Genomic DNA, 23,693 nt, shown 5'->3' with positions numbered 1-23,693 from the left:
TTCTTGGGATTATCCACTCATTTGATTAGAGTTTTGCGACACATAAGGTGAAGATTTTTTCTGCCATAAGATCAAGAAAATGACAAGAGCGAGTCCGGTCAAGTCACCTACTAGACCCGGCATGACCAACAATATGGCACTTGCGAATAGCATCAGCCTCTTTAACACACCTAAAGGACCAAGCAAATAATTTTCTAATGCACCAGCAAAGAACAAACAGCTCAATAAGGCACTGGATACAGCTATGACAATCTGAGTCGTATCCCCTCCTTGAAGAAGCAATTCTGGATTATAGACAAAAAGGAACGGGATGAAAAATCCGCCAAGTCCTATTTTCATCGCATACAGGGCGGTTTTCGTAGGATTTGAACCAGCGATTCCCGCTGTCGTATAAGCAGTGATGGCAACAGGAGGTGTCAACCCAGACAGGACACCAAAGTAAAAAACGAACATGTGGGCGGCTACAACGTTAACGCCAAGATCAATCAAGGCAGGCGCACCCAAAACGGCAAGGATCACATAAGCAGAAACCGTCGGCATCCCCATCCCCATGATAATGGAAGCACCAGCAACGAGGACTAACAGCAGTATTAGTGAACCGCCGGCCACATCAATGACAAATCGCGAAAAAGTTATGCCTAGACCTGTTAAGGAAACAGCGCCAACGATGATACCTGCGGTGGCACATGCAGCAATCACGACTAACGCATTCCTGGCCCCATGTTCCAAAGCAGCTAAAATATCCAACATACTCATTCTTGTCGCTTTTCGGATCCAGCTTAGAACCACCGTCGCAATAATCGCATAGAAACCGGATTTCATAGGGCTGTAACCATAAATCATCAAACCGATGATCAGTAATATCGGCAAAAACAGATAGCTTTGCTTCAGTAATACCATTTTTAAATTCGGAAGTTGCTCTTTAGGAATCCCCGCCATTTCCAGACGCTTGGCATGATAGTAAACGACCATGCCAGCAATGAAGAAATAGATAAACGCTGGAATTATCGCAAAAAGAGCAAGTTGGATATAGGGAATTCCGATGGTCTCTGCCATGATGAAAACCGATGCTCCCATAATGGGCGGCATAATTTGCCCCCCCTGAGAGGCCACAGCTTCTACAGCAGCCGAAAACCTTTTACTATACCCTAACTTTTTCATCAGAGGGATAGTAAATGATCCGGTGATGGCGGCATTCGCAGCCCCATTTCCGGTGATGGTCGCTACAAGTGCACTTGAACCTACAGCGGACAATGCAGGCCCACCTGTCTTATTTCCAAATAGACCGAAAGCGAAATCTGTGAAAAATTGCCCTCCCCCAGACTTCATCAAAAACGATCCGAAAATCACAAACAGGATCAACACCGTTGAACTGACGTAGATCGGGGCACTGAATACCCCCAAAGTACCATTGAACATATGGTCGACCATCTTTTCATACCTGACACCAGGATGCGCCAACGCTCCAGGGAAGTACCTTCCTAAGAAGATGTAGGCTAAAAAAAACACCCCGATCAAGGACATAAGTATGCCATTCGTCCTCCTTGTCGCTTCTAAAACAAGGGCAATGAAAATCGTTCCAAACACAACATCGCCATTGTTTATATTTCCTTGTCGGCTCTGAATCATCTCGGCACCTGTAATCATGTAATAAGCCGTCACCAAAGTGAGCAATACAATCAGTACATCCATAAAGCCGAATTTTTTCCCCTTTTTAAAAGGGAACAACAAGAAAATCAGCAGCAAAGCCCACAGGACGTGGACACTCCGTTGCTGCCACGATGGCAACGTACCGAATCCCGCTGTGTACACGTGAAAGATAGATAATCCGATGGCAAGCAGGCTGATGACCAGGATGAACAAGCGCGGTCCATTCCATTTTTCTTTCCTCTCATGCCAGAGCGTTTCTATATGTGCAGGCTTTTCCTTAATGGTCGTGTCCAATTTCTTAACGTCCGTAACGTCAATACTCATTTCCGTTCACCTCCAAGCCAATCATTGTTAACGCTTACAATCAGGCGTTTAATTTTCATCCAACACTTTTCTGGCAACTAACAGGCGTTGAATCTCATTTGTTCCCTCATAGATTTTCGTAATTCGAGCATCTCTGTAAAAACGTTCTACCGGATATTCACTTATATAACCGATGCCGCCATGAATTTGAACGGCCTTATCAGCAACCTTATTGAAGACTTCAGACGCGAACAGCTTCGCCATCGAAGCTTCCTTGATTACTTTTTTACCTTCATCCACCTTTTCTGCTGCCATCATCGTCAATGTTCTTGCTGCTTCCGTTTCTGTTGCCATGTCAGCTAACATCCATTGGATCGCCTGGTTGTCAGCAATCGGCTTACCGAACTGCACTCGTTCCTTTGCATAGCTGGCCGAAAGTTCGATCAGCTTGTCACAGGACCCCACCGCTCTAGCTGCAAGGCCGATGCGTCCTTCACCTAAGATTCTCAAAGCATTGATGTATCCCATTCCTACTTCACCTATGACATTTTCCTCAGGTACGATACAGTCTTCGAAAATGACTTGAGCTGTATAGGACCCTCTTAATCCCATTTTTTTATCTTTCTTTCCTACAATTAGCCCGGGGAAATCTTTCTCAATTAAAAAGGCTGTGATGCCCCCTTTGGCTCCCTTTTCTCTATCCGTCAATGCGAAGACTGTGAACACATCGGCCACAGGAGCATTCGTGATGAAGTGCTTGGTTCCATTCACCACCCAATGCTCCCCTCTTTTCTCTGCATGTGTAGCAAGATTGGTTGCATCAGATCCTGCTTCCGGTTCAGATAAAGCGAATGCGGCGATCTTCTCTCCCGTTGCCATTGCAGGTAAATATTTCTGCTTTAGTGGTTCTGACGCCAGCTTGACCAACCCGGTACTGCCGATTCCTGTATGGGCACTGATAAGGGAAACGAATCCGTTATGGGTCCTTCCCAACTGCTCCAGGACAATCGCTTTTCCGACAGCATTGAGCCCGATCCCCCCATACTCCTCTGGAATACTCATACCGAACAATCCGAGTTCCTTCGCTTTTTCTACCAAATGAGCAGGAATGGCATCCTCATCTTCAATTTGCTGTGCGTATGGTTCCACTTCATTTTCCACGAAACTACTGATCATCATTTTCATTTGTTCTATTTCATCTGTAATCGTTGCCGTCATTTGTAACATCCTTTCATTTTTTGGCCTTCACCTTAATAACAAGCAATTTTCATGCCAACTTCATCTAACTTTTAAAATAAACCATAAAAAAAGCCTGCAAATGCAGACTATACTTGAAAAATATTTTTTATATTTTTATAAAGAAGGGGGAAGTTTTTCTAGTTCCCTCAGCATTCATCCACTTATGATTTAAAAATGAATCACAAGTGGATGAATAGATGCATAACGCGTGATTCATTTTTGAAATGGAAGATTCAAAAGTGAATCACGCTTTTAACTGGGATGTCCGCCCCTGTTGCTGGTTCACAAAATTCAAGGCACTGTAGACCGAATGAGTGGCAGGAGTTTGGATTCCATAAAGCTCTCCCTGCTTTGTGATATATCCACACATGGCTTCGACTTCCATCCGTTTTCCTCGAAGGCGGTCTTGCAGCATGGACGTCCGGTGTTTTCTGGCAATTTCAGCACGAGAGAAAATTTGGGAGACAGTTGCTTCGGCATTAACGGGTAACCCTTTTTGTATAGCTACATCAATGACCTCTCTACAAATCGTTTCCGCCGTTTTCCTCAGGTGATCATCATCTAAGATTTCGCCTACCCGCGCTCCAGAAAGCGCTGACAGCGGGTTGAAGGTAGCATTCCACATTAGTTTGTTCCATTTTTTCGATAAAATATTTCCTGATGGGACGGTGTCCACACCCGCTTCTTGTAAAAGCGAAACAACTCCACTTTTAATGTCTGTCGAAGGGGCCAGTTCTCCAATAACCAGCTTCACTCTCCCTTGTTGACGGACCTTCCCAGGCGCTTCGACGGCTGCTTGAATATAAGTAACAGCCGATAATACCCGATCAACACCAAAGACGTCTTTCAAAATTTCTTCATTTTCTACGCCGTTCTGCATCGTCATAACAAGCGCCTTTTCCTTGAGAACAGCCTTCAATTGTTCAGCCATTTCTTTTGTATCGTTCGATTTTACACAGAAGAGCACAAGATCAACATCTGCTAAGGCACTCACGTTATCAGTAAAGATGCCATCAACTAACAACTGCCGGCCTTCTTCTTGAATCACTAAACCCTGCTGTTTCATGGCATTCAAATGTTCTCCTCTGGCTAAAAACATCACCTCATGTCCAGCTTCATACAGTCTCCCTCCAAAGTAACATCCCACTGCTCCTGCTCCAGCTACACCTATGTTCAATCGATCACGCTCCCTCTTGGAATCCTTAAATGATACTTCTTAAGCTTTCTTACAACAGTCGGTTGACTCGTCTCTAACGCCTTGGCAATGTCATACGTATTTGTATACTTTTCTACAGCTAGCTTCAATACATTTTCTTCCGCTAACTCTGCTGCTTCTTTTAAAGGAAGAATGGAAGATGGCATGTTAGCTGCTTCCGTCGTATCTTGATACTCCGGAGGAAGGTTCTCCATTTGAATGGTATCCTCCGGAGTGGTCACAACGAGTCGCTCAATTAAATTAGATATTTCTCTTATATTCCCTGGCCATCTATAGGAAAAAAAGAAGTCATTCAGTTTTGAATCGATTCGCTTACTCATTTCATATTTTTTGTTGGCCTGCTTCAAAAACATCTCAATTAATGGAAGGATATCATCCCGACGATTTTTCAAAGAGGGAATTGATATCGGAAGAACATTCAGTCGATAGAATAGATCTTCCCTGAACTCTCCCTGCTCCACCATCTCCTTCAAATCCCGATTGGTTGCCGCAACAATACGGACATCGACTTTTCTGGGCTTTGTGCCACCGATCCTCTGGATTTCGTTTTCTTGCAGCACTCTTAAAAGCTTTACTTGCAATAAGAGAGGCAATTCTGCTATTTCATCTAAAAAGAGAACACCTTTATCAGCCATCTCGAACATACCAGGCTTTCCTTTTTGACTTGCCCCTGTAAAGGCTCCATGTTCATAACCGAAAAGTTCAGACTCCAGTAAATCCGCTGGGATCGCCCCACAATTGATTTTTATAAATTCTCCTTCACTGGAACGTGCACTTTCCTTGAAAATATGTTTGGCGAGAATGTCTTTCCCTACCCCTGTCTCACCTAAGATCAAAACGGTTGCGTTGACATGAGCAATTCTTTCCGCTGTATCATAAATTCTCTTCATTGGTTCACTTTGGATGACAAGCCCTTCTAACCGGGACGATCTATTTTTTAAGAGGTCCAGTTCTTTTTTGTACTTGTCATTCAACTGATTCATTCTGCTCAACTTCGTTTGGAGTTCGTTCAAGTCTGATAGATCTCTGATATTGGTGACGACTTTCTCAACTTCTCCAGCTTCATTGATTACAGGTGTTCCTGTAATCAATGTTTCTTTTCCCTCATAGTTTTCTTGTACGAGAGAAACAATCCGGCGCTGCTTGACGACTCGGTGGGTAACAGAATTTTTCAGAATCCCCCTTTTGATCAGGGCATCGACGTTTTTTCCTATATAATACTCTTTCGGAATCCCTGTAATCCTCTCTATCGCTGAATTGGTTTTCCAGGTGACCCCTTTATGATCGGTGATATAGATGCCGTCATAAGAGTTCTCAATAATCGCATCCAGCTCACGGGTCAGTCTTTTTAAATCCTCATTTTCATTCTTTAAAGCTGATAATTCAGATGTTTCTGTCCCTACAAACAAGTGGGTTTGATCCTCATAGGTGGAACTTTTTATGAATACATATCTCTTTTTCCCATCTTCAGCCAAAATCAATTTAGAGGTCGGCTTTACATCCCAGGTTGGAAAGGTTTCTTTAATACTCATCCCCTTGACCAATGCGGGTTCTATGTTCGTCTCCATTTGTTCATTAAAGGAAAGAATCTTCCCTTCTTGATCAAGGATGATAGCTGGGAGGGGAATATGTTCAACAAGGTCGATCAGTACCACGATTTCACCACCTCATTATTATTGGGTCATTTTAATCTTGTGATTGACTTTCAGGTTTTCGCCATTATCAGATCTGTTCCATAAAGTTCACCGATGTTGACGGAAAATGATGGAACCAAAGAATATCATGAAACACCACCGTTATAGTGCTTTAATTCAGAACAAGCCATAAACCGTTATGGCAACAATCAGTATACTCACTAAGCTCATTACATACGCACCATTCCACCGAAAGCCTATCGTCAGCCCATTCCGCTGCAAGCAATTACTGACAATAATATTAATGGCATTCAAAGGGCATAAGACGGCCGTCATTGACCATGACATGATGAAAATCAGAGCCAAAAATTCTGGCGACATTCCTACACTAGCTGCAGACACCTGACTCGCCAAAATAGGAATGACAACAATCTGATGGACACCGATAAAAGCAAAGAACAGGACAACCAAAAAGATGATCAGGACGAATAGCAACAAGGATTGTTCCGCAAACCCCATCAGGAAGGATTGGAGCTGATCAGCAAAAGCTGTATTCCTAATGGCAAGCCCGAACAAACCTGCACTTAAAAAAAGAGTGATTTCATGATCCATTTGCGAAATTTTTTGTGAATATCCTTTGAATTCTGTCGCTAATACTTTCCATTGATTCAATATCAATGCCCACAAGAGAGGAACAAAAACTGCTATCAGACTGACTAGAGTCAACATGGATATACTTGTTATATACTGAAGAAACAATAAGGAGACAACCATAGCGACCAGCGTACAAAGGATTTTCAGCAAATTTCTCCGATGGACTTGATCGTCTTCTACCTTTGGAGATATGCCTTCCCTCGCTCGTCTAAGATTTCCATAAATTTTTTTGGATGACCGTCTGAACAGCAGATTCCCAATCATCAATTGGATGAGGGCGACCCCTAACCCGAGCATGATATATTGGTTGAACTGACCTCCAACTTCATGTAGAACAATCGCTACGGAGGCAAAGTAAGGCGACCATAGCATAGATGAAGTAAAACCGATCAAATAGGATTTCCCCAGAATCATCGGGTTGATTTTCAACTTATCTACCATTTCGTGGACGATTTTCACTGACCCCATATTCAAAATAGGACTGATCAAAGCAAGAAAACTAGAAAGACCAAAGAAAGCAAGCCTCGGCTGATTTTCCCACTTTCTCATAAAATGCTTGATTGAATGAAAGTAACCACCTGCTTTCAGGGGAATGGAAAGCAATGGGACCAAGATGATCAAGGCCAGAAGAGGAAGGTTTTGCTGGATACCTTCAAGAGCTACCTCTAAAGGGTCATCTTTGGTATTCACATTAATCCATATAGCTAGCGAGAAGAGTGTAAGTGTAATGAACCTCGCTATCCCTCGAACGGTCAGGACGCCAGAAAAATACACAACGAGACAGAACCCTGATAACAAATAAAAAAGTGGTGGGCAGGGAAAGAAAAAATAAATAAGATAAAACACACACATCGCCAATATGAACCATGACTTCCAAGTCCGAAACGAAACCATAGAACCGGTTATTAAACTTCTTCCTTTACATGTGCATAAGGCCAAGCAGGCAACATTTTAGACAACGGTTTATCTGAGCGATATCCGAGAAGGTATTCTGCTTGCATAACCGTATGGATTTCTCTTGTCCCTTCATAAATGACGGGGGCTTTCGAGTTCCTTAAAAACCTTTCGACAGGGTATTCATTGGAATAGCCATAGGCTCCGTGTATTTGAACAGCATCGTTTGCCGCTTCATTGGCAAAATCACACGCTTGCCACTTGGCCAATGACGTCTCTCTTGTATTCCGCTTCCCTTGATTCTTCAGTTCTCCTGCCCGGAAAACAAGCAGACGGGACATTTGATAACCGGATTCCATTTTAGCAAGCATTTGCTGTACCAGCTGGTGTTTTCCGATTTCTTTTCCAAATGTTTTTCGCTCATGGCAATACTTGATACTTTCTTCAAGACATGCCATTATTTGTCCACATGCGCCTGCAGCCACAGTAAAGCGCCCGTTATCCAGGGCTGCCATAGCGATTTTGAATCCTTCACCTTCTTCTCCAAGCAAATTTTCTTTCGGTACCTTCACCTGATCAAAAAATAGTTCCCCAGTATTTCCAGCTCGTATGCCAAGTTTCCCTTTGATTGCTTTAGAAGAGAATCCAGGCATCGTCCTCTCGACGATAAATGCTGAAATCCCTTTATGTTCTGCATCTTTATCGGTATAGGCAAAGACAAGAAAGTTATCGGCATGATCGCAAAGAGAGATCCATGTTTTCTGGCCATTTAATATATAGTAATCCCCTTCTTTTTTCGCAGTTGTTTTCAATGAAGCGACATCAGACCCGGCATCAGGTTCTGTCAATCCAAATGCTCCGACCTTTTCTCCCTTGGCCTGGGGAATGAGATACTTTTGCTTTTGATCTTCATCACCCCATTGAAGCAGTGTCATACTATTTAAGCCTGTATGCACGGAAACGGCTGTCCGAAAAGCAGTATCCCCTCTTTCTAATTCTTCACACACAATGGCAAGGGTATTGTAATCCATCCCACTTCCTCCGTATTGTTCCGGAATACAAACACCCATCAAATCCAAAGCAGCTAAACGTTTCATGACGGAGGGTTCAAAATGACCTTGCTCATCCCACTCCTGTATATATGGATTAACCTCCTGATCTACAAATTTCCTGACGACCTTCTTCACCATTTCTTGTTCTTCTGTCAAATCAAAATTCATGGGTAGATAATCCTCCTTGATCTTTTTGTAATTGGCTTTGTTAACAACAGCAAGAATTCCTGTTCAAAAATAAAAGCCAGCCATATCAAAGAAATCTTGATATAACTGGCTTTGATCTACGTCGAAGCTCCACATGACAAATGCGGTGAACATAGATTCCACAGTTACCTTATGATTCATAATGTCTGGCTATATTCACGGATCATGAAAGAGGTAATCTTTCTAGACGTGAATTTCTTATTTTGATTATACATTTTTTAAAATTTTCCGTCTAATCTGAATATTAAACTCTACTCTACGTTAATGGTTACTACTTCCCCACCCTCTACAGCTGCAATGCGAAGGTTAGTCGTAAACCCGCCATCTTCTCCAATTTCTTCAATGGTGTAAACTTGTTTGTCTTCAGGTAAAGCATCCAGTCCATCCTGCATATGAGCACGAATGGCCTCTGGATCATCCACGGAGCCTGCAGCTTTCATCGCTTCCATGAATGTATACATAGCTACATAATGATATCCTGCTTCTGAACCAGGATTTTGCCCATGTTCTTCTTTGTACTTTTCTATGAACTCTGCGGTTCCAGGGTAATCAGAGTTGATCAAAGGCGTCACGCCGACAGACCCTTCCAAACCTTCATAAGACCCAATCACACTCTCCATTTCATCAAGCTTGGCCTGGTCCATAACAATGAACCCACCTTCAAACCCCAATTCTCTCGCTTGCTTAGCTACTTTCGCTGTCGGTTCAGAAGGGCCGCCGATGAATAAAACATCCGGATCTTCTTCCAAAGCGTTCGTAACTAAAGTGAAGAAATCGGTATCTTTCGAGAAGTCGATGGAAGAATTATAGACCACTTCCCCACCTTGTTCTTTCCAATATGGGACAAGCGCTTCTGTCCAATCCTTTCCATATTGAGAAGCAGTCGGAAGTGCAGCAAGTTTCTTTCCGTGGTTTTCCATGGCATAGTTGGTGAATGGCTCTAAGTAACCGGCATAGCTTGGAGGAATTCTGACGGTCAGTCCATTTCCTGCTTCCGTGATTCCAGGTTCGCTCGTATAGGCTCCAATCAGGAAGTTCTCCTGTTCATTGAATACTTGCATTGCTTTGATCCCTCCGCTGTGAGGAGAAAAGATGACAGGTGTCTGGTTTTCCTGAAGCAAACGTTTGGCATTAGCTGCTGTTTCGTTCGGCAAATATTTATCGTCCAGGGAGACCAAATTGAATTTATAATTTTGTCCATCCACTTCGAATCCGCCATTGTTGTTGATTTCTTCCACAGCCATTGTCAAACCATTCAATGTCCGTTCGCCATAGTAAGCCGCCGGTCCACTTAAAGGTCCGCTGTATCCGATATTGACAACCTTTTCTCCTTCTTCTACTTCTGGTGCTTCCGTTTCGGTTTCACTTTCATTCCCACCTTCACCACTAGCCGCATCGTTCGAAGGGTTATCAATACATCCCGCCATCATCAACAATAACGCTGATACCACCAAAAAAGCTGATAACTTGATAAATTTCATATGAGTTCCTCCCATGGTTTGTTTTTTCCCATACTTGAACAAACGAGCCTTCCCCGTTCGGCAAAAAATTTATCTTCAGGCCCCAATATAGGCTCTTCGAACGGTATCATTGGCTAACAACTCTTCGGAAGACCCTTTGACGACAATGGACCCACTCTCGAAAACATAACCGCGATCAGCTATTTTCAAAGCTGCAAAAGCATTTTGTTCGGCTAACAGAACCGTTGTTCCGTCTTTATTGATCTTTTGGATGACTTCGAACATCTGCTCCACGATCAATGGTGCCAAGCCAATGGATGGCTCATCCAGCAACATCAACTTCGGTTTGGCCATCAACGCACGACCGATTGCAAGCATTTGCTGTTGTCCACCACTCAGAGAGCCTGCTGCATTCTCCTTCTTTTCATATAAAATCGGAAAAAGTTCAAATACTTCTTCCAAAGAACGATTGACTTGCTTCCGCTTCCTCCGATGAATATATGCGCCCATGATCAAGTTTTCTTTGACTGTCATTTGCGGGAACAGCTTACGATCTTCCGCACACTGAACAATGCCTGACTGAACGATTTTATCCGGGGCTACTCCATGGATTGGGCTTTCTTCAAAAACGATTTTGCCCGTACTCGGTTTTTGCAGGCCGCTGATTGCATTGAAAATCGTACTCTTCCCTGCACCATTGGAACCGAGAAGAACGACCAATTCACCTTTATCTACTGTGATATCCACATGTTCGACAGCAGTAAAACCACCATAATCAACCGAAACGCGGGATAACTCAAGCACTCGCGTCCCCTCCTAAATACGCTTCGATGACAGCCTGGTTATTCATGATTTCATCCGCTGTCCCCTCTGCAATTTTTTCTCCATAATTCAACACCATGATCTTATCTGCCAGTTTCATAATCATCTTCATCTTGTGTTCAATCAAACAAACCGTGATTTGCTGCTTAACCATTTTCTCCATTAGATCAGCTAATCCTTCGGTTTCCCCAGGATTGATGCCAGCTGTAGGTTCATCCAAAAAGACGATTTCCGGATCTGTAGCCAGGGCTAATGCGAAAGCCACACGCTTTTTCTCTTCCTGAGTAATACTGCCTGCAAGCTGGTCGCTAACATGTGTCAACCCGACAAAGTCCAACACTCCCATAGCTTTATCCCGACACTTCTTCTCTTCCCTTTTGAACCGTTTCGTTCTTAATACCGCATCTAATAAATTCGACTCCGTTCTTAACCGGTGACCGACGATCACATTATCAAGCACCGTCGATTGTTCAAAAAGGTTCGTCGTTTGAAAAGTCCGGGCGACCCCAAGCTTGGCGATCTTATTAGGAGGAAGTTTCGTGATGTCTTTGCCTTTATAAATGACCCGGCCGGAAGTGGGAGAATAAGAGCCACTGAGAAGATTGAAAAAGGTAGATTTACCCGCCCCGTTCGGTCCTATGATTGCGTTGATTTTACCTTTTTCAATTGTAAAATCAACTTCATTGACAGCAACCAGTCCACCGAACTTTTTCGTAAGTTTCTTTGTTTCTATAAGCACGTTCATCCCTCCTTGATCTTTTTCTCAGTTTCTGCAGACCGTTGTTGGACGTATTTTTGCTTCCTCTCAGATTGTTTCTTTTTCTTCGCCATACTTTTGTTCCGCCAGTCCTGATAGGCTCCGACGATTCCTCGTGGGTAAAAAATGATCAAAAACGTCAATAATGGTCCGAAAATCAGCATACGATAGTCTTGTAGAAATTGAAGAGACTGAGATACGGTGACAATAATAAATGTTCCTACAATCGGACCTGCCAATGTGCCGATCCCACCTACTAACAAATACGTAAGCAAGTCAAAGATGATCGTGATGTAACCGATATCCGGGCCTATGAACCGAATGAAAGAGGCATAAAGTGCTCCAGCAAGTCCAGCGAAAAACGTGGAGATCACGAATACCAACAGTTTATTTTTCATCGTAGATATACCGATGGTTTGAGCTAGATCCTCACTATTCCGTATCGCGATAAAAGTCCGGCCTGTCAAGGAATGGACGATGCGATACATGACGAGTACGGTGAACAATAAGAAAAATAAGATGAGATAGTATTGGGAAAGAGGATTCTGAAAGGATATTGGACCGACCCTAGTTGGAGCAGGGATTCCTATCAAGCCGCGAACACCACCTGTCAAGCCATCCCACTTATCAATCACAAGGTAGATGATATAACCGACACACAATGTATAGATCGCGAAGAAATGCTCCCTCGTCCGTAAAGCGACCAAGCCTACGACTGCACCAATGGCACTTGTCAAGAGACAGGCAAGGACAAGAGATACCCAATAGTTGAGACCGGCCTTGACTGTCAACAGCCCCAGACTATAGGCACCAATCGCGAAGAAACCGGCATGAGCTAGAGACAAATACCCTGTATAACCTGCCAGCAAGTTCAGTCCATAAACGGCAATCATCCAAATGAAAGCCAGCGTCAAAATGTGTAGAAAGTAGTCATTTTGTAAAACAAATGGGAAACATACAGCAGCGAAGATGAAACCGATGATCCATCCTCTTTTTTTAAGAATTGCCCCCAATCAAAATCCCTCCCTGGAAAACAACCCTTTTGGCTTGATTGATAAAATGACCACAAGCAGTAAGAATGCAATGAGATCTTTGTAGTCATTCGATATATAAGTAGCTCCCAAACTTTCCGTGAAACCGAGGATATATCCTCCTAAAATGGCACCAGGCACGCTGCCCATCCCCCCGATAATAATGATGACAAAAGCTTTCAATATGACGAGATGACCCATACCAGGAAAAACGAGGTTGATTGGTGCGGATAAAGAAGCCGCAATAGCGGCCAACCCACCGGAAATCATAAATGTCAGCATCGCCACTTTATTCGTATTGATTCCGACGAGGTGTGCTCCTTCCCGGTTTTGAGCCATTGCTATGATCGTTGAACCGATGTAGGTTTTTTTCAAAAACAGAAAAAGCAGAATCATAACAGCAATCGCTCCGACATTGATCAATACGCGCTGCATCGTTGCCGTCACACCGAACAGATCGATGACTTGACCATAAGGCGTCTCCATCGTCCGGTAGTCTGCGCCCCATATCAGCTGGGCAAAAGCTTCCAAAAACAACAGGATTCCAATGGCCGCAATCTTGTCATGAATCGGAGGCGCATTTCGGAGTGGATGGAAGACGAGCCTGTCCATAATCACACCGAGCAAGCCAACCACAAGAACTGAAACAGTCATCGCTATCCAATAATGGATACCCCACAAAAGCATCATGGTCAATGTAATATAAGCGCCAAGCATATATAAGGCACCATGGGCGAAATTGGGAATATGCAGAATTCCATAGACGAGGGTAAGACCAAGAGCGACTAAGCTATAGACACTGCCAATCGTCAACCCATTGAAAAGTTGCTGTGTTAAAATATCCATTGAACTTCTCCTTTACCCTTCATTTTTGAAGATTTTAGCGCCCTGGATATGCCAAGGCGCTCGGAACTATGGTCAGGTCTTCCCGTCGGAGTGGCTTTTTTCCCGCTCTTGCTCCTGCAGTTTTCTCCATAAAATCTTACCGCTGTTCGTTGTCGGAAACTCTTTTTTGAATTCGACGATCCTCGGATACTTGTAAGCAGCCATCTGCTCTTTTGCCCACTCCACGATATCTTCTTCTGTCACTTTCCCTTCATATCCATCATTCAGGATAACGAACGCTTTGATGTTCTCACCCTTACGCGGATCGGGAACGCCGACAACGCAGGCTTGCTGGACTGCGGGGTGATCATATAGAGCCGTTTCAACCTCTGCCGGCCAGACGTTATATCCGGAAGCATTGATCATCCGTTTTAAGCGATCAACCATGTAAAAGTAGCCTTCCTCATCAAAGCGACCGATGTCTCCAGTCCGGAAAAAGGATTTGCCAGCGATATCGATAAAAGCATGTTCATTTTCCTCTTCACGGTTGTAATAACCGACCATCACCTGGGGCCCATTGACAACGATTTCCCCGATTTCCCCTGTTTCCATTTCTCCATTTGTCGCCGGATCGATAACCCGTGCATCAACATCAAAGGAGGGAATACCCAGACATTGCAGCTTCGGTCGATCAGGTGGATTGAAGTGGGTCTGAGCTATCGTCTCTGAAAGACCATACCCTTCAACAAATTCGAGGCCAGTCAGTTGATAGAGTTTTTCACCTAACGCTTTAGGAAAAGCTGCTCCTCCTCCTGAAATGGCGTATAAGGAATGCAGGTCTTCTGCTTTCACTTCCTGATTGGCAAGGAAATCGACCAGCATCGTACTGATCGTCACCCAGTGGCTGCATTTCTGATCACGGATCAGCTGGCGAGCGGTTTCACGGTTCCACCTTGTCATGACGACAATTTTATTCCCGCTGAAAATCGGCATGTGCATACTATGAACCATGCCTGTGACATGAAAGTAAGGTAAGGTAGCAAGCGTCCTCGAATCCGTCGTCGCACGTGCCCAATAGAATGCCCCCACGATATTTGCCTGGACCGTCCGATTGGTATGCATACATCCTTTCGGAAGTCCGGTCGTTCCAGAAGTGTAGGGTAAGACTGCCAAATCATCTGCAGAAACTTCCCGATCCTGAGTCTCTGTCCAAACATTCATTGCATCTGCCCACGGATGGATATGGACGTCTTCAAAGCTTACCCTCGGTTCCGCAACTTCCGGCGGCAAAAATTGGTCATGATCTTCACCTTTATAATCGGAATAAGCAGCAACTACCAGATCATTCAAGGTTGTGTGCTCAAGGAGAGGGGTAACTACATCAGCAAGTTCTTGCCCAACAATGGCCGTTTTAATCGAGCAATCTTTCACATAAAATTCGAGTTCAGCTGTCTTCAGCATCGGGTTGATGGGGACTACGACTGCTCCAGACTGTAAAATTGCGTAATAGCCGATGATGAACTGTGGTGAGTTCTGCATAAACAACAGCACCTTCTCACCCTTAACGACACCCAAATAATGCTGAAGGTAGCCGGCTAAATGATCGACTTCCTCTAATAACTCACGATAGGTCAAGGTCTGTCCGTAATAATAGATAGCTTCGTGATCCGGGTATCGAGTTGCCGAAACCTTCAAGTTGTCGTAGATAGACGTTTCCGGAACAGTTATGGACTTCGTCAACTTCGGCCAAAACTCATAATGTTTCGTTTGCAAGAGACCACTCCTTTTAATTTAAATAGCCATTTGTAAGCGTTATCATTAATTGCCAAAAAAATTTCTCCTACTTAATCATCCATCCTCCATCGACAAGTAAGTCCGAACCTGTCATATAGGAAGCTTCTTTTGAAGCAGCAAAGGTGATGACTTGGGCAATTTCTTCTGGCTTCCCTACCCGCCCTAAAGCAGTGTTTCTTTGAATCGCTTCTTCAAATTTTTTATTTCTTAACCCTTCCTCAGTTAGCGGGGTTGCCGCGAATCCTGGAGAAACGGAATTGACCCGGATGCTATAAGGAGCAAATTCCAATGCAAGAGACTTAGAAAAATTGATGACCGCCGCTTTTGAAGAACTGTAGTGTGGAATCTTGGCTCCCGCTTTATGGCCAGAGAGGGAAGCGACATTGACGATCGCTCGATTCCCCTCTTTCTCTTCCTTTTCACTTGCTTCAGCCATCACACGACCGAGAACTTTCGATACGAGATAGACACTTTTCAAATTCGTATTCTGGATGCGATCCCATTCTGTTTCTTCCATTTCCATTATGGTGGATTTCCCTGATGTGCCCGCATTGTTCACAACGACATGCAGGTCCCCATAAGTTCTTTGAACAAAATCTGCAAGCTTATTAACCTCGTTTTCTTTTGTTACATCCGCTTGAAAAATATCAGCTGCAGGCTCAGTTATGCCTTCGTTTATTCGGTCAGCCACCTTTTCCAATTTTGAAACGGTTCTGCCCACTAAGACGATTTTTCCACCCTCTCGAGCCATTTGAAAAGCTGTCTGTTCACCGATTCCACTCCCGGCACCTGTTACCACAGCTACCGTATTTTCGAATCTAGTCACGCGATCGATCTCCTTTCTTATCTAGTTCAATGCTAAGTGTGTTTCCAATATCGCCCTAAGTTCCTCAGAGATTGACTCACTCTTTTGCTCTTCATAATTGAAATGAACAATCGTCGCCTCCGCTTCAGCAATGTTCTCTCCTGTTTCCTTCACTCGGATATTATGATTAAAACGAAAGCTTTTGTTTCCGATGTTCGTAATCCAGGATTGGATGACTAATTGTTGTCCGAAATAGGCTTGACTTACATAATCACATTTCGTCGAAGCCAAAATGAATCGGCCGACTGTATTCAAGTGCTCAGGAAAGATATCACGGAAGAACTTTCCTCTTGCTTCCTCTAAGTAAATAAAGTAACTGGTATTATTCACATGACCAGCCATATCAGTTTCACAAAACCTCACTCTTATTTCTGATTCATGTGTCAATGAGACTGCCCCCATTCCGACCGGTCAGTATCTAATCCAGATGGCCCGATTGAAAAGGACCTTACCGATCAATCAACCTTTTTATTGATACCATTCAAAATCATATCGAGGTAAATCGTTGTCAGCTCATCTGCAGAGATGTCCCCTTCAGGATCGAACCAATAGTAGCTCCAGTTCGTCATGCCAAGGATGCCCCTTGTCACCATGTCAGGGTCCATTCCAGCTTGGAATTCACCTTTTTCGATACCCTCTTCGATGAGAGTTTGGAAGTTTTTTCTGAACTGGTCTCTTTTTTGAACGTTCTGTTCCAAGTAGGCTTCCTCAAGATTCCGCATTTCCCTGAAGAAGATGCGAGCACTTTTCTTTCGATCCTTGATGCTGTTGATAACCATGAAGATCATTGCCCGCAGCTTATCCTGGCAGCTTTTAGACTCATCGTGTAGGATTTCCTGCTGATTTCTCAATAAAAATTCGATGAAATTCAAGTGGATATCTGTCAAAAGCTCCTGCTTATTTTTGAAATAATAATAAAAAGAACCCTTTGTTACATCAAGCGCTTCAACGATTTCTTGCACGGATGTTTCTGTGAAGCCCTTTTTATCAAATAGATGAATGCTAGTATCCAGTATTTTCTGTTTCATAGATTGATGTTCCTCTCATTTAGGGGATGATGTAACAGTATAACATTCCTAAAGTCCCCCAAAGTGATGAAATCCTATCACTCTCGCTCAAGGATCATGGCAATCCCTTGACCGCCACCTATACAAGCAGTAATCAATGCATACCTCCCCTGGCGTCGCTGTAATTCATAAATCGCTTTTGCAGCGAGGATTGCACCGGTGGCTCCCAGAGGATGACCGTGAGCAATGGCACCACCATTGACATTCACCTTTTCCATGTCCATGTTCAATTCTACCTGACAGGAGAGGACTTGAGCGGCGAAGGCTTCATTGATTTCGATGATGTCCATTTCTTCAAGGGTAAGCCCAGTACGTGCCAAAACTTTTTGCGTTGCTGGTACTGGACCGATGCCCATGATATTTGGATCGACCCCTGATACCGTGCAGGCTCTTACTGTTGCGAGCGGTGTTGCTCCTACCTGCTGGGCTTTTTCTCTAGACATCAATCCAACAGCCGAGGCTGCATCATTCAGTCCAGAGCTGTTCGCAGCTGTGACAGACCCATTCTCCTTGAAAGCAGGGTGCAGTTTGTCCATCCCTTCTACGGTAGACTGTGGTCTGGGATGTTCGTCTGTGTCGAAAACGATCGGCTCTCCTTTTCTGACTGGAATGGTTATAGGCACGATTTGTTCATCAAAACGCCCCTCTTCCATGGCAAATGCCATTTTCTCCTGGCTGCGTTGGGCGAAATGGTCTTGCTTTTCTCTTGAGATCCCGTATTGTGCTGCCAGATTTTCTGCCGTGATTCCCATTGGCGGATCCCCGATTTCCTTCGGTGATAATTTGGATTTTCTGAATTTTGGAGGAGCGGGACTATAAGGACGTTCGGGTCGTTCCATCAAGTAAGGTGCACGGCTCATGCTTTCTGTCCCCCCAGCGATATACACGTCCCCGCTCCCTGCCTGGATCGCTTGCGCCGCTAAATGAATTGCATTCAATCCTGATCCGCACTGCCGATCCACGGTCAACCCTGGGATGCTCATCGAGAGACCCGTCTGCAATGCAGATAATCGCGCAATATTTCCCCCGCCACTCAATACGTTTCCGAAAATGACATCCTCAATCATGCTTGGTTCTATTCCTGAACGGGACACCGCTTCTTTAATGACTTCAGCGCCTATTACATGAGGAGGTACGGCAGCCAGTGCGCCCCCTTGCTTCCCGATCGCTGTCCGGACCGCAGATACAATAACAGCATCTCTTTGTGTCATTTTTCCACTCCTTTCTTTTCCTTACATTGCGTGGGTGCCTCCATCGACAATCACTACATCCCCTGTAACATGGTTCGATGCAGCTGAGCTTAAGAAGATAGCCGCCCCCTTCAAGTCATCCTCACTTCCGAATTTCCGTAATGGTGTCCCTTGTAGAAATGCTTCCTCCCCTTTATCCATCAAAGCTTTGGACATTTTCGTAGGGAAAAATCCTGGAGCGATGGCATTGACATGAATGCCTCGTGGACCCCATTTAACAGCAAGATCTTTAGTAAAAGTGAGCACAGCCCCTTTACTCGAATTGTAGCCGATCGTATCCATATACTTCGGATCAGATCCCTTCATGCCAGCAACGGATGAAATATTGACAATCTTTCCTGATCCTTGCTCCAGCATCACTTTTCCTACCATTTGCGACATAAGGAACGTCCCTGTCACATTGACATTGAACACTTTCTGCCATGCTTCAAGAGGCATCTCCTCAACAGGAGCTCCCCACGTTGCCCCACTGTTATTGATCAGTATGTCGATACGCCCAAAATGCTCGACGGTTTGATCGACGACCTTTTGCATACTATCCGGATTCGTCACATCACATTCGAACGCGAGAGAATCGACTCCGATCCGTTTCAGCTGCTCGCTTACCTCCTGGCATGCCTCCACTTTTCTTGAGCAAACCACGACATGGGCTCCTGATTCAGCTAAGCCTTCTGCGATTTGTTTACCAAGCCCTCTCCCACCGCCGGTGACGAGTGCAACTTTGCCAGTCAGATCAAAAAGTTCTTTAGCGTGCATACACTTCCCTCCGGTCTTGAGATTTGGCAAGCTCATATTTAGCAATCGCTCTTCGATGTACCTCATCAGGTCCGTCAGCTAGACGCAGTGTACGGATATTCGCCCATTTGGCTGCAAGTCCTATGTCAGCACTGACTCCCGCAGCACCGAACGCTTGGATCGCCCGATCAATGACTTTCAAGGCCATATTCGGTGCCACAACTTTGATCATGGCAATCTCTGATTTCGCTTCTTTATTTCCAACCGTATCCATCATATAAGCTGCTTTCAAAGTGAGTAAGCGTGCCTGCTCGATTTCGATACGGGAATCTGCAATCCATTCACGGATGACACCTTGATCAGCAAGCTTCTTACCAAAAGCCTCCCGTTCACTTACACGTTCACACAATTCTTCCAGAGCTCGCTCAGCCGCTCCTATTGTCCTCATACAATGATGAATCCGGCCTGGCCCCAGGCGGCCTTGTGCGATGGCAAACCCTTTCCCTTCCCCCCATATAAGATGAGAAGCAGGCACGCGGACATCCTTAAATTCAATTTCAGCATGGCCGTGCGGAGCATGATCATAACCAAATACCGAAAGCATTCGCTTGATTGTGACACCTGGTGTGTCCAGAGGTACGAGAATCATAGATTGCTGCTCATGCCTCGAAGCATCCGGATCCGTTTTACCCATCACGATACTGATCTTACACCGGGGATCTCCAGCTCCAGACGACCACCATTTCGTTCCATTGATGACATATTCATCTCCGACTTTTGTGATACTTGTCTGGATGTTTGTAGCATCAGAAGAGGCAGCATCAGGCTCTGTCATAGAAAAACAAGAACGGATATCACCATCCAGGAGAGGCTGCAGCCATTGCTCTTTTTGATTATCTGTTCCATAGCGGACGAGCACTTCCATATTCCCTGTATCAGGGGCTGCACAGTTGAAAACCTCTGGTGCCATTGTGGAGCGACCCATGATTTCACAAAGGGGTGCATATTCTGTATTGGTGAGTCCGGCACCATATTCACTTTCTGGTAAAAATAAATTCCATAAATCAGCTTCTTTCGCTTTCTGCTTCAGTTCATTCAGAATCGGTGGGATAACAGCAAAGCGGTCATGCCCGTCAAGCTGCTCTTCATACAAAGCCTCATTTGGATAAATGTGTTCATCCATAAATCGAGTCAATTTTTCCTGGAGATCTTTCACTTTCGGTGAATATTCAAATTGCATATCATCCCTCCTAATATGTAACCACTTCTGTTAAGCGCTTACAAAAAACGACATGACCTTCGATTACATTTTTTCCATCTTGATTTTTTGCACTGACGTCAAAAGTGATTACCTCTTCCTTGTTGGATTCAACGACTGCGTGTAAGGTGAGGATATCATTCAAGAACACCATCCCTTTGAAACGGATGGAATAGTCCTGGATAAATCCTTCCTCATAATAAGGGGTGAACAGTTTCGCAAGATTTCCCATCGTCCACATCCCATGGGCAATCACACCTGGAAGGCCAGCTTTTTTCGCCTCTTCGTCGATTGTATGAATCGGATTATAATCACCAGATGCCCCTGCATATTTAATCAAATCAAGCCTTGTAACCGCAGGAAGGGTGACAGTCTTAAGCGACTCTCCTGCTTGCAATTCTCCTAGCAGCGTCATACACGTATCTCCTTTCTTACAGCTTCGGTAATGATGACAACCTGCTCTTCAGAGAAAATCATCTTTCCTTCCAAATCTTCTCCGTACCGTTTCACCTTGAGAAAACCCATGTCTCCACTTTTCCCGCTTCTTTCAAAATAATCTTCCACAACTGCATAACAAAGGATGTCTTCTCCGACGAGCAGCGGACGTTCATAATGATAGTTCTGTTCCCCATGGATCAACCCTTTTTTCGGTAAATCCAGACCCTGGATCTTTCCATAATCAAACACGCGCGGAAAAGTAGGGGGAGCTATATTCCTGAAGAAGTTCACATCATCAATGAAAACAGGATGAGAATCCCCGATTGCTTCAGCAAATTTTTTGACCGCTCCCGCTTCGACCGTGTTTTTCACTTTGTTGGACCTCTTCCCAATAGCATGTTCAAACATCAGAAAGCCTCCTTTTCGATCAGTTTTTTGGACCGCCAGCGACATATAACACTTGGCCATTCACAAATGATGAATGTTCATCAGCGAAAAATGCGACCGCATTAGCGATATCTTCAGGTTTCCCACTTCGTCCGACCGGGATTTTATCAACGCTTGCTTTGACGAGGTCTTCAAAGGAAATGCCGATGCGGGAGGCGGTCTCTTTCGTCATTTCTGACTCGATAAAGCCAGGAGCAACTGCGTTTGCAGTAATTCCGAACTTTCCAAGCTCGACCGCCAATGTTTTCGTGAACCCTTGCAAGCCAGCTTTTGCTGTTGCATAGTTCGCCTGTCCACGGTTCCCTAGTGCAGATGTCGAGGAGATGTTGATGATTCTGCCATATTTATTTTCGACCATATACTGTTGCGCCGCACGAGCAGCGTTGAATGAACCTTTGAGGTGGACATCCATCACAGTACTCCAGTCTTCACTCGTCATTTTGAATAACATGTTGTCCCTGATGACCCCTGCATTGTTTACTAAAATGTCGAGAGAGCCGAATCGCTCGAAAGTCTCCTTCATAGCTGCTTCGACTTGATCGAATTCCACCACATTAGCTACTTTACAAAAAACATCAAAACCTTCTTCCCTGAATTCAGCTTCTGCTTCTTGTAAAGCCTCTTCATTCACATCGATGATGGCGACCTTTGCTCCTTCCTGCGCAAAGCGTCTTGTAATTCCTTTTCCGATTCCACGACTTCCACCTGTAACGAATGCGACTTGATTTTCAAACTTACCTGCCATGTTCTCATTCCTCCTTAAAATGACTACCCGATTTTCACATGTCCTTTTAATAGATTACGAGAGATGATCAGACGTTGAATTTCATCTGTACCATCGTAAATTCTCCAAAGTCTCGCTTCACGGTACCACCGTTCAATCGGTAATTCTCTGGTATACCCCATCCCGCCGTGAATCTGAAGGACACGGTCGATAACGTTATTCCCCATATTCGCTCCATACAACTTCGCCATTGAAGCGTAGTGACGGTTATCTTCGCCCTGATCCAGCGTAAAGGCTGCATTCAGTACAAGCCACCGCGCCGCTTCAATTTCAACAGCTGAATCTGCGATTTGCCATTGGATCGCCTGTCGTGTGGCAATCGGCTTCCCAAATGTTTCGCGCTCATTGGCGTAATCGATTGCCATATTGAGGAGACGTTCTGCAGCTCCGACCGCACGGGCACCAACAACCCAACGAGCAAAACCGATCCACTCGAGACCAAGATCATAACCATGGTTGATTTCTCCTAAAATATTTTCTTCAGGAACCCGGACATTTTCGAAAATAAGTGCCGCAGGTCCCCATTCACCCATCGTGTGGATATATTCGGATTCCCAGCCCATCGCACGGTCCACGATAAAGCAGGTTACGCCTTTTCTGCCATTTGAAGACTTATGAAGTTCTTTGTCAGTGATAGCAATAGCCATGACGAAATCAGCTTCGTTTCCACCAGTTATAAATGTTTTCTCACCGTTCAATACCCACTCATCGCCGTCTTTCACAGCGGTCATACGGAGGTTTCGCGTATCTGACCCAGCTCCAGGCTCTGTCATCGCAAAGCAGGATTTCTTTTCCCCGTTGATGGTTGGAATCAAGTATTTCTCCTTTTGTTCTTTATTTCCATAGTACAAAATATTATCTGCTGAACCTCCAAATTGGAACGGAACGAACGTGCGAGCCACTTCCATTTGCACGATGGCGAGCATCATTTGCCCCAAATCAGCCCCCCCATATTCTTCAGGTGTATTGATTCCCCAGAAACCAGCTTCTTTGGCTTTTTGCTGCAATTCGTCCATCTTACCTTCCGGGAGACTTGGTTTACCTTCTCTTTCGTTCCTTAATACATCATTTTCAAGTGGAATCAATTCTTTCTCCACGAATTTTCGTATCGTCTTTCTTACCATTTCTTGTTCATCAGTCAACCGCAAATGCATCCCATCATCCCCATTCTAATTTTTCGTGTAGGATCTTCCTCATTTTACATACCTACCGGTTGGTATGTTTGTTTTTATATTATTGTAAATTTTCTAAAAATACAACACCTATTGATAAATTATCCATATTTGTTAGATTGATCAGGGAGACCGTACC

The 23,693-nt window shown here is 44.4% G+C and carries 22 protein-coding genes; all 22 read right to left on the bottom strand.

Annotated features, from left to right (window positions below):
* Window positions 1-9 precede the first annotated feature (9 nt).
* Window positions 10-1,974: a TRAP transporter permease gene (locus ACTWPX_RS09960; protein WP_443119628.1), complete on the bottom strand. Its 1,965-nt coding sequence runs from the start codon at window positions 1,972-1,974 to the stop codon at window positions 10-12.
* Between the two features lie 48 nt (window positions 1,975-2,022).
* A complete protein-coding gene (locus tag ACTWPX_RS09955; RefSeq protein ID WP_443119627.1) occupies window positions 2,023-3,171 on the bottom strand; it encodes an acyl-CoA dehydrogenase family protein in 1,149 nt (382 codons plus the stop codon).
* Between the two features lie 265 nt (window positions 3,172-3,436).
* Window positions 3,437-4,369 (bottom strand): ketopantoate reductase family protein, encoded by a 933-nt coding sequence (locus ACTWPX_RS09950; protein WP_443119626.1) that lies wholly within the window; start codon window positions 4,367-4,369, stop codon window positions 3,437-3,439.
* Window positions 4,366-6,063, bottom strand: a complete 1,698-nt coding sequence (locus ACTWPX_RS09945) for a sigma 54-interacting transcriptional regulator (RefSeq protein ID WP_443119625.1) — start codon at window positions 6,061-6,063, stop codon at window positions 4,366-4,368. The genes ACTWPX_RS09950 and ACTWPX_RS09945 overlap by 4 nt, the downstream gene beginning before the upstream one ends.
* A gap of 156 nt (window positions 6,064-6,219) precedes the next feature.
* Window positions 6,220-7,386: a hypothetical protein gene (locus ACTWPX_RS09940; RefSeq protein ID WP_443119624.1), complete on the bottom strand. Its 1,167-nt coding sequence runs from the start codon at window positions 7,384-7,386 to the stop codon at window positions 6,220-6,222.
* A 215-nt stretch (window positions 7,387-7,601) separates the two neighbouring features.
* Window positions 7,602-8,810: an acyl-CoA dehydrogenase family protein gene (locus ACTWPX_RS09935; RefSeq protein WP_443119623.1), complete on the bottom strand. Its 1,209-nt coding sequence runs from the start codon at window positions 8,808-8,810 to the stop codon at window positions 7,602-7,604.
* Window positions 8,811-9,100: 290 nt separating this feature from the next.
* Window positions 9,101-10,330: an ABC transporter substrate-binding protein gene (locus ACTWPX_RS09930; RefSeq protein ID WP_443119622.1), complete on the bottom strand. Its 1,230-nt coding sequence runs from the start codon at window positions 10,328-10,330 to the stop codon at window positions 9,101-9,103.
* Between the two features lie 75 nt (window positions 10,331-10,405).
* On the bottom strand, window positions 10,406-11,113 hold the full coding sequence (locus ACTWPX_RS09925) for an ABC transporter ATP-binding protein (RefSeq protein ID WP_443119621.1): 708 nt from the start codon (window positions 11,111-11,113) through the stop codon (window positions 10,406-10,408).
* On the bottom strand, window positions 11,106-11,876 hold the full coding sequence (locus tag ACTWPX_RS09920) for an ABC transporter ATP-binding protein (protein WP_443119620.1): 771 nt from the start codon (window positions 11,874-11,876) through the stop codon (window positions 11,106-11,108). The genes ACTWPX_RS09925 and ACTWPX_RS09920 overlap by 8 nt, the downstream gene beginning before the upstream one ends.
* Window positions 11,873-12,901 (bottom strand): branched-chain amino acid ABC transporter permease, encoded by a 1,029-nt coding sequence (locus ACTWPX_RS09915; RefSeq protein WP_443119619.1) that lies wholly within the window; start codon window positions 12,899-12,901, stop codon window positions 11,873-11,875. The genes ACTWPX_RS09920 and ACTWPX_RS09915 overlap by 4 nt, the downstream gene beginning before the upstream one ends.
* The gene (locus ACTWPX_RS09910; protein WP_443119618.1) at window positions 12,902-13,765 is read right to left on the bottom strand and encodes a branched-chain amino acid ABC transporter permease; all 864 of its coding nucleotides are present in this window, start codon (window positions 13,763-13,765) and stop codon (window positions 12,902-12,904) included.
* A gap of 72 nt (window positions 13,766-13,837) precedes the next feature.
* Window positions 13,838-15,517: a long-chain-fatty-acid--CoA ligase gene (locus tag ACTWPX_RS09905; RefSeq protein WP_443119617.1), complete on the bottom strand. Its 1,680-nt coding sequence runs from the start codon at window positions 15,515-15,517 to the stop codon at window positions 13,838-13,840.
* A gap of 67 nt (window positions 15,518-15,584) precedes the next feature.
* Entirely contained in the window at window positions 15,585-16,364 is a 780-nt protein-coding gene (locus ACTWPX_RS09900; protein ID WP_443119616.1) for an SDR family NAD(P)-dependent oxidoreductase, read from the bottom strand.
* A gap of 21 nt (window positions 16,365-16,385) precedes the next feature.
* Entirely contained in the window at window positions 16,386-16,790 is a 405-nt protein-coding gene (locus ACTWPX_RS09895; RefSeq protein WP_443119615.1) for an acyl-CoA thioesterase, read from the bottom strand.
* Between the two features lie 68 nt (window positions 16,791-16,858).
* A complete protein-coding gene (locus ACTWPX_RS09890; RefSeq protein ID WP_443119614.1) occupies window positions 16,859-17,431 on the bottom strand; it encodes a TetR/AcrR family transcriptional regulator in 573 nt (190 codons plus the stop codon).
* Window positions 17,432-17,508: 77 nt separating this feature from the next.
* On the bottom strand, window positions 17,509-18,681 hold the full coding sequence (locus tag ACTWPX_RS09885; RefSeq protein ID WP_443119613.1) for a thiolase family protein: 1,173 nt from the start codon (window positions 18,679-18,681) through the stop codon (window positions 17,509-17,511).
* Window positions 18,682-18,702: 21 nt separating this feature from the next.
* Entirely contained in the window at window positions 18,703-19,476 is a 774-nt protein-coding gene (locus tag ACTWPX_RS09880) for an SDR family oxidoreductase (protein ID WP_443119612.1), read from the bottom strand.
* Window positions 19,466-20,695 (bottom strand): acyl-CoA dehydrogenase family protein, encoded by a 1,230-nt coding sequence (locus tag ACTWPX_RS09875; protein WP_443119611.1) that lies wholly within the window; start codon window positions 20,693-20,695, stop codon window positions 19,466-19,468. The genes ACTWPX_RS09880 and ACTWPX_RS09875 overlap by 11 nt, the downstream gene beginning before the upstream one ends.
* 10 nt (window positions 20,696-20,705) lie before the next feature.
* Window positions 20,706-21,128, bottom strand: coding sequence for a MaoC/PaaZ C-terminal domain-containing protein (locus ACTWPX_RS09870; RefSeq protein ID WP_443119610.1), 423 nt, complete (start codon window positions 21,126-21,128; stop codon window positions 20,706-20,708).
* Window positions 21,125-21,559 (bottom strand): FAS1-like dehydratase domain-containing protein, encoded by a 435-nt coding sequence (locus tag ACTWPX_RS09865; protein WP_443119609.1) that lies wholly within the window; start codon window positions 21,557-21,559, stop codon window positions 21,125-21,127. The genes ACTWPX_RS09870 and ACTWPX_RS09865 overlap by 4 nt, the downstream gene beginning before the upstream one ends.
* A 19-nt stretch (window positions 21,560-21,578) precedes the next feature.
* Entirely contained in the window at window positions 21,579-22,343 is a 765-nt protein-coding gene (gene fabG, locus ACTWPX_RS09860; protein WP_443119608.1) for a 3-oxoacyl-ACP reductase FabG, read from the bottom strand.
* A gap of 23 nt (window positions 22,344-22,366) precedes the next feature.
* Window positions 22,367-23,536 (bottom strand): acyl-CoA dehydrogenase family protein, encoded by a 1,170-nt coding sequence (locus ACTWPX_RS09855; protein ID WP_443119607.1) that lies wholly within the window; start codon window positions 23,534-23,536, stop codon window positions 22,367-22,369.
* Window positions 23,537-23,693 lie beyond the last annotated feature (157 nt).

This window comes from Halobacillus sp. H74 (assembly GCF_052246715.1).
GTDB lineage: Bacteria > Bacillota > Bacilli > Bacillales > Halobacillaceae > Halobacillus > Halobacillus litoralis_A.
Note: the sequence above shows the minus strand (reverse complement) of the source record. Positions and strands in the feature narration are given on the sequence as shown.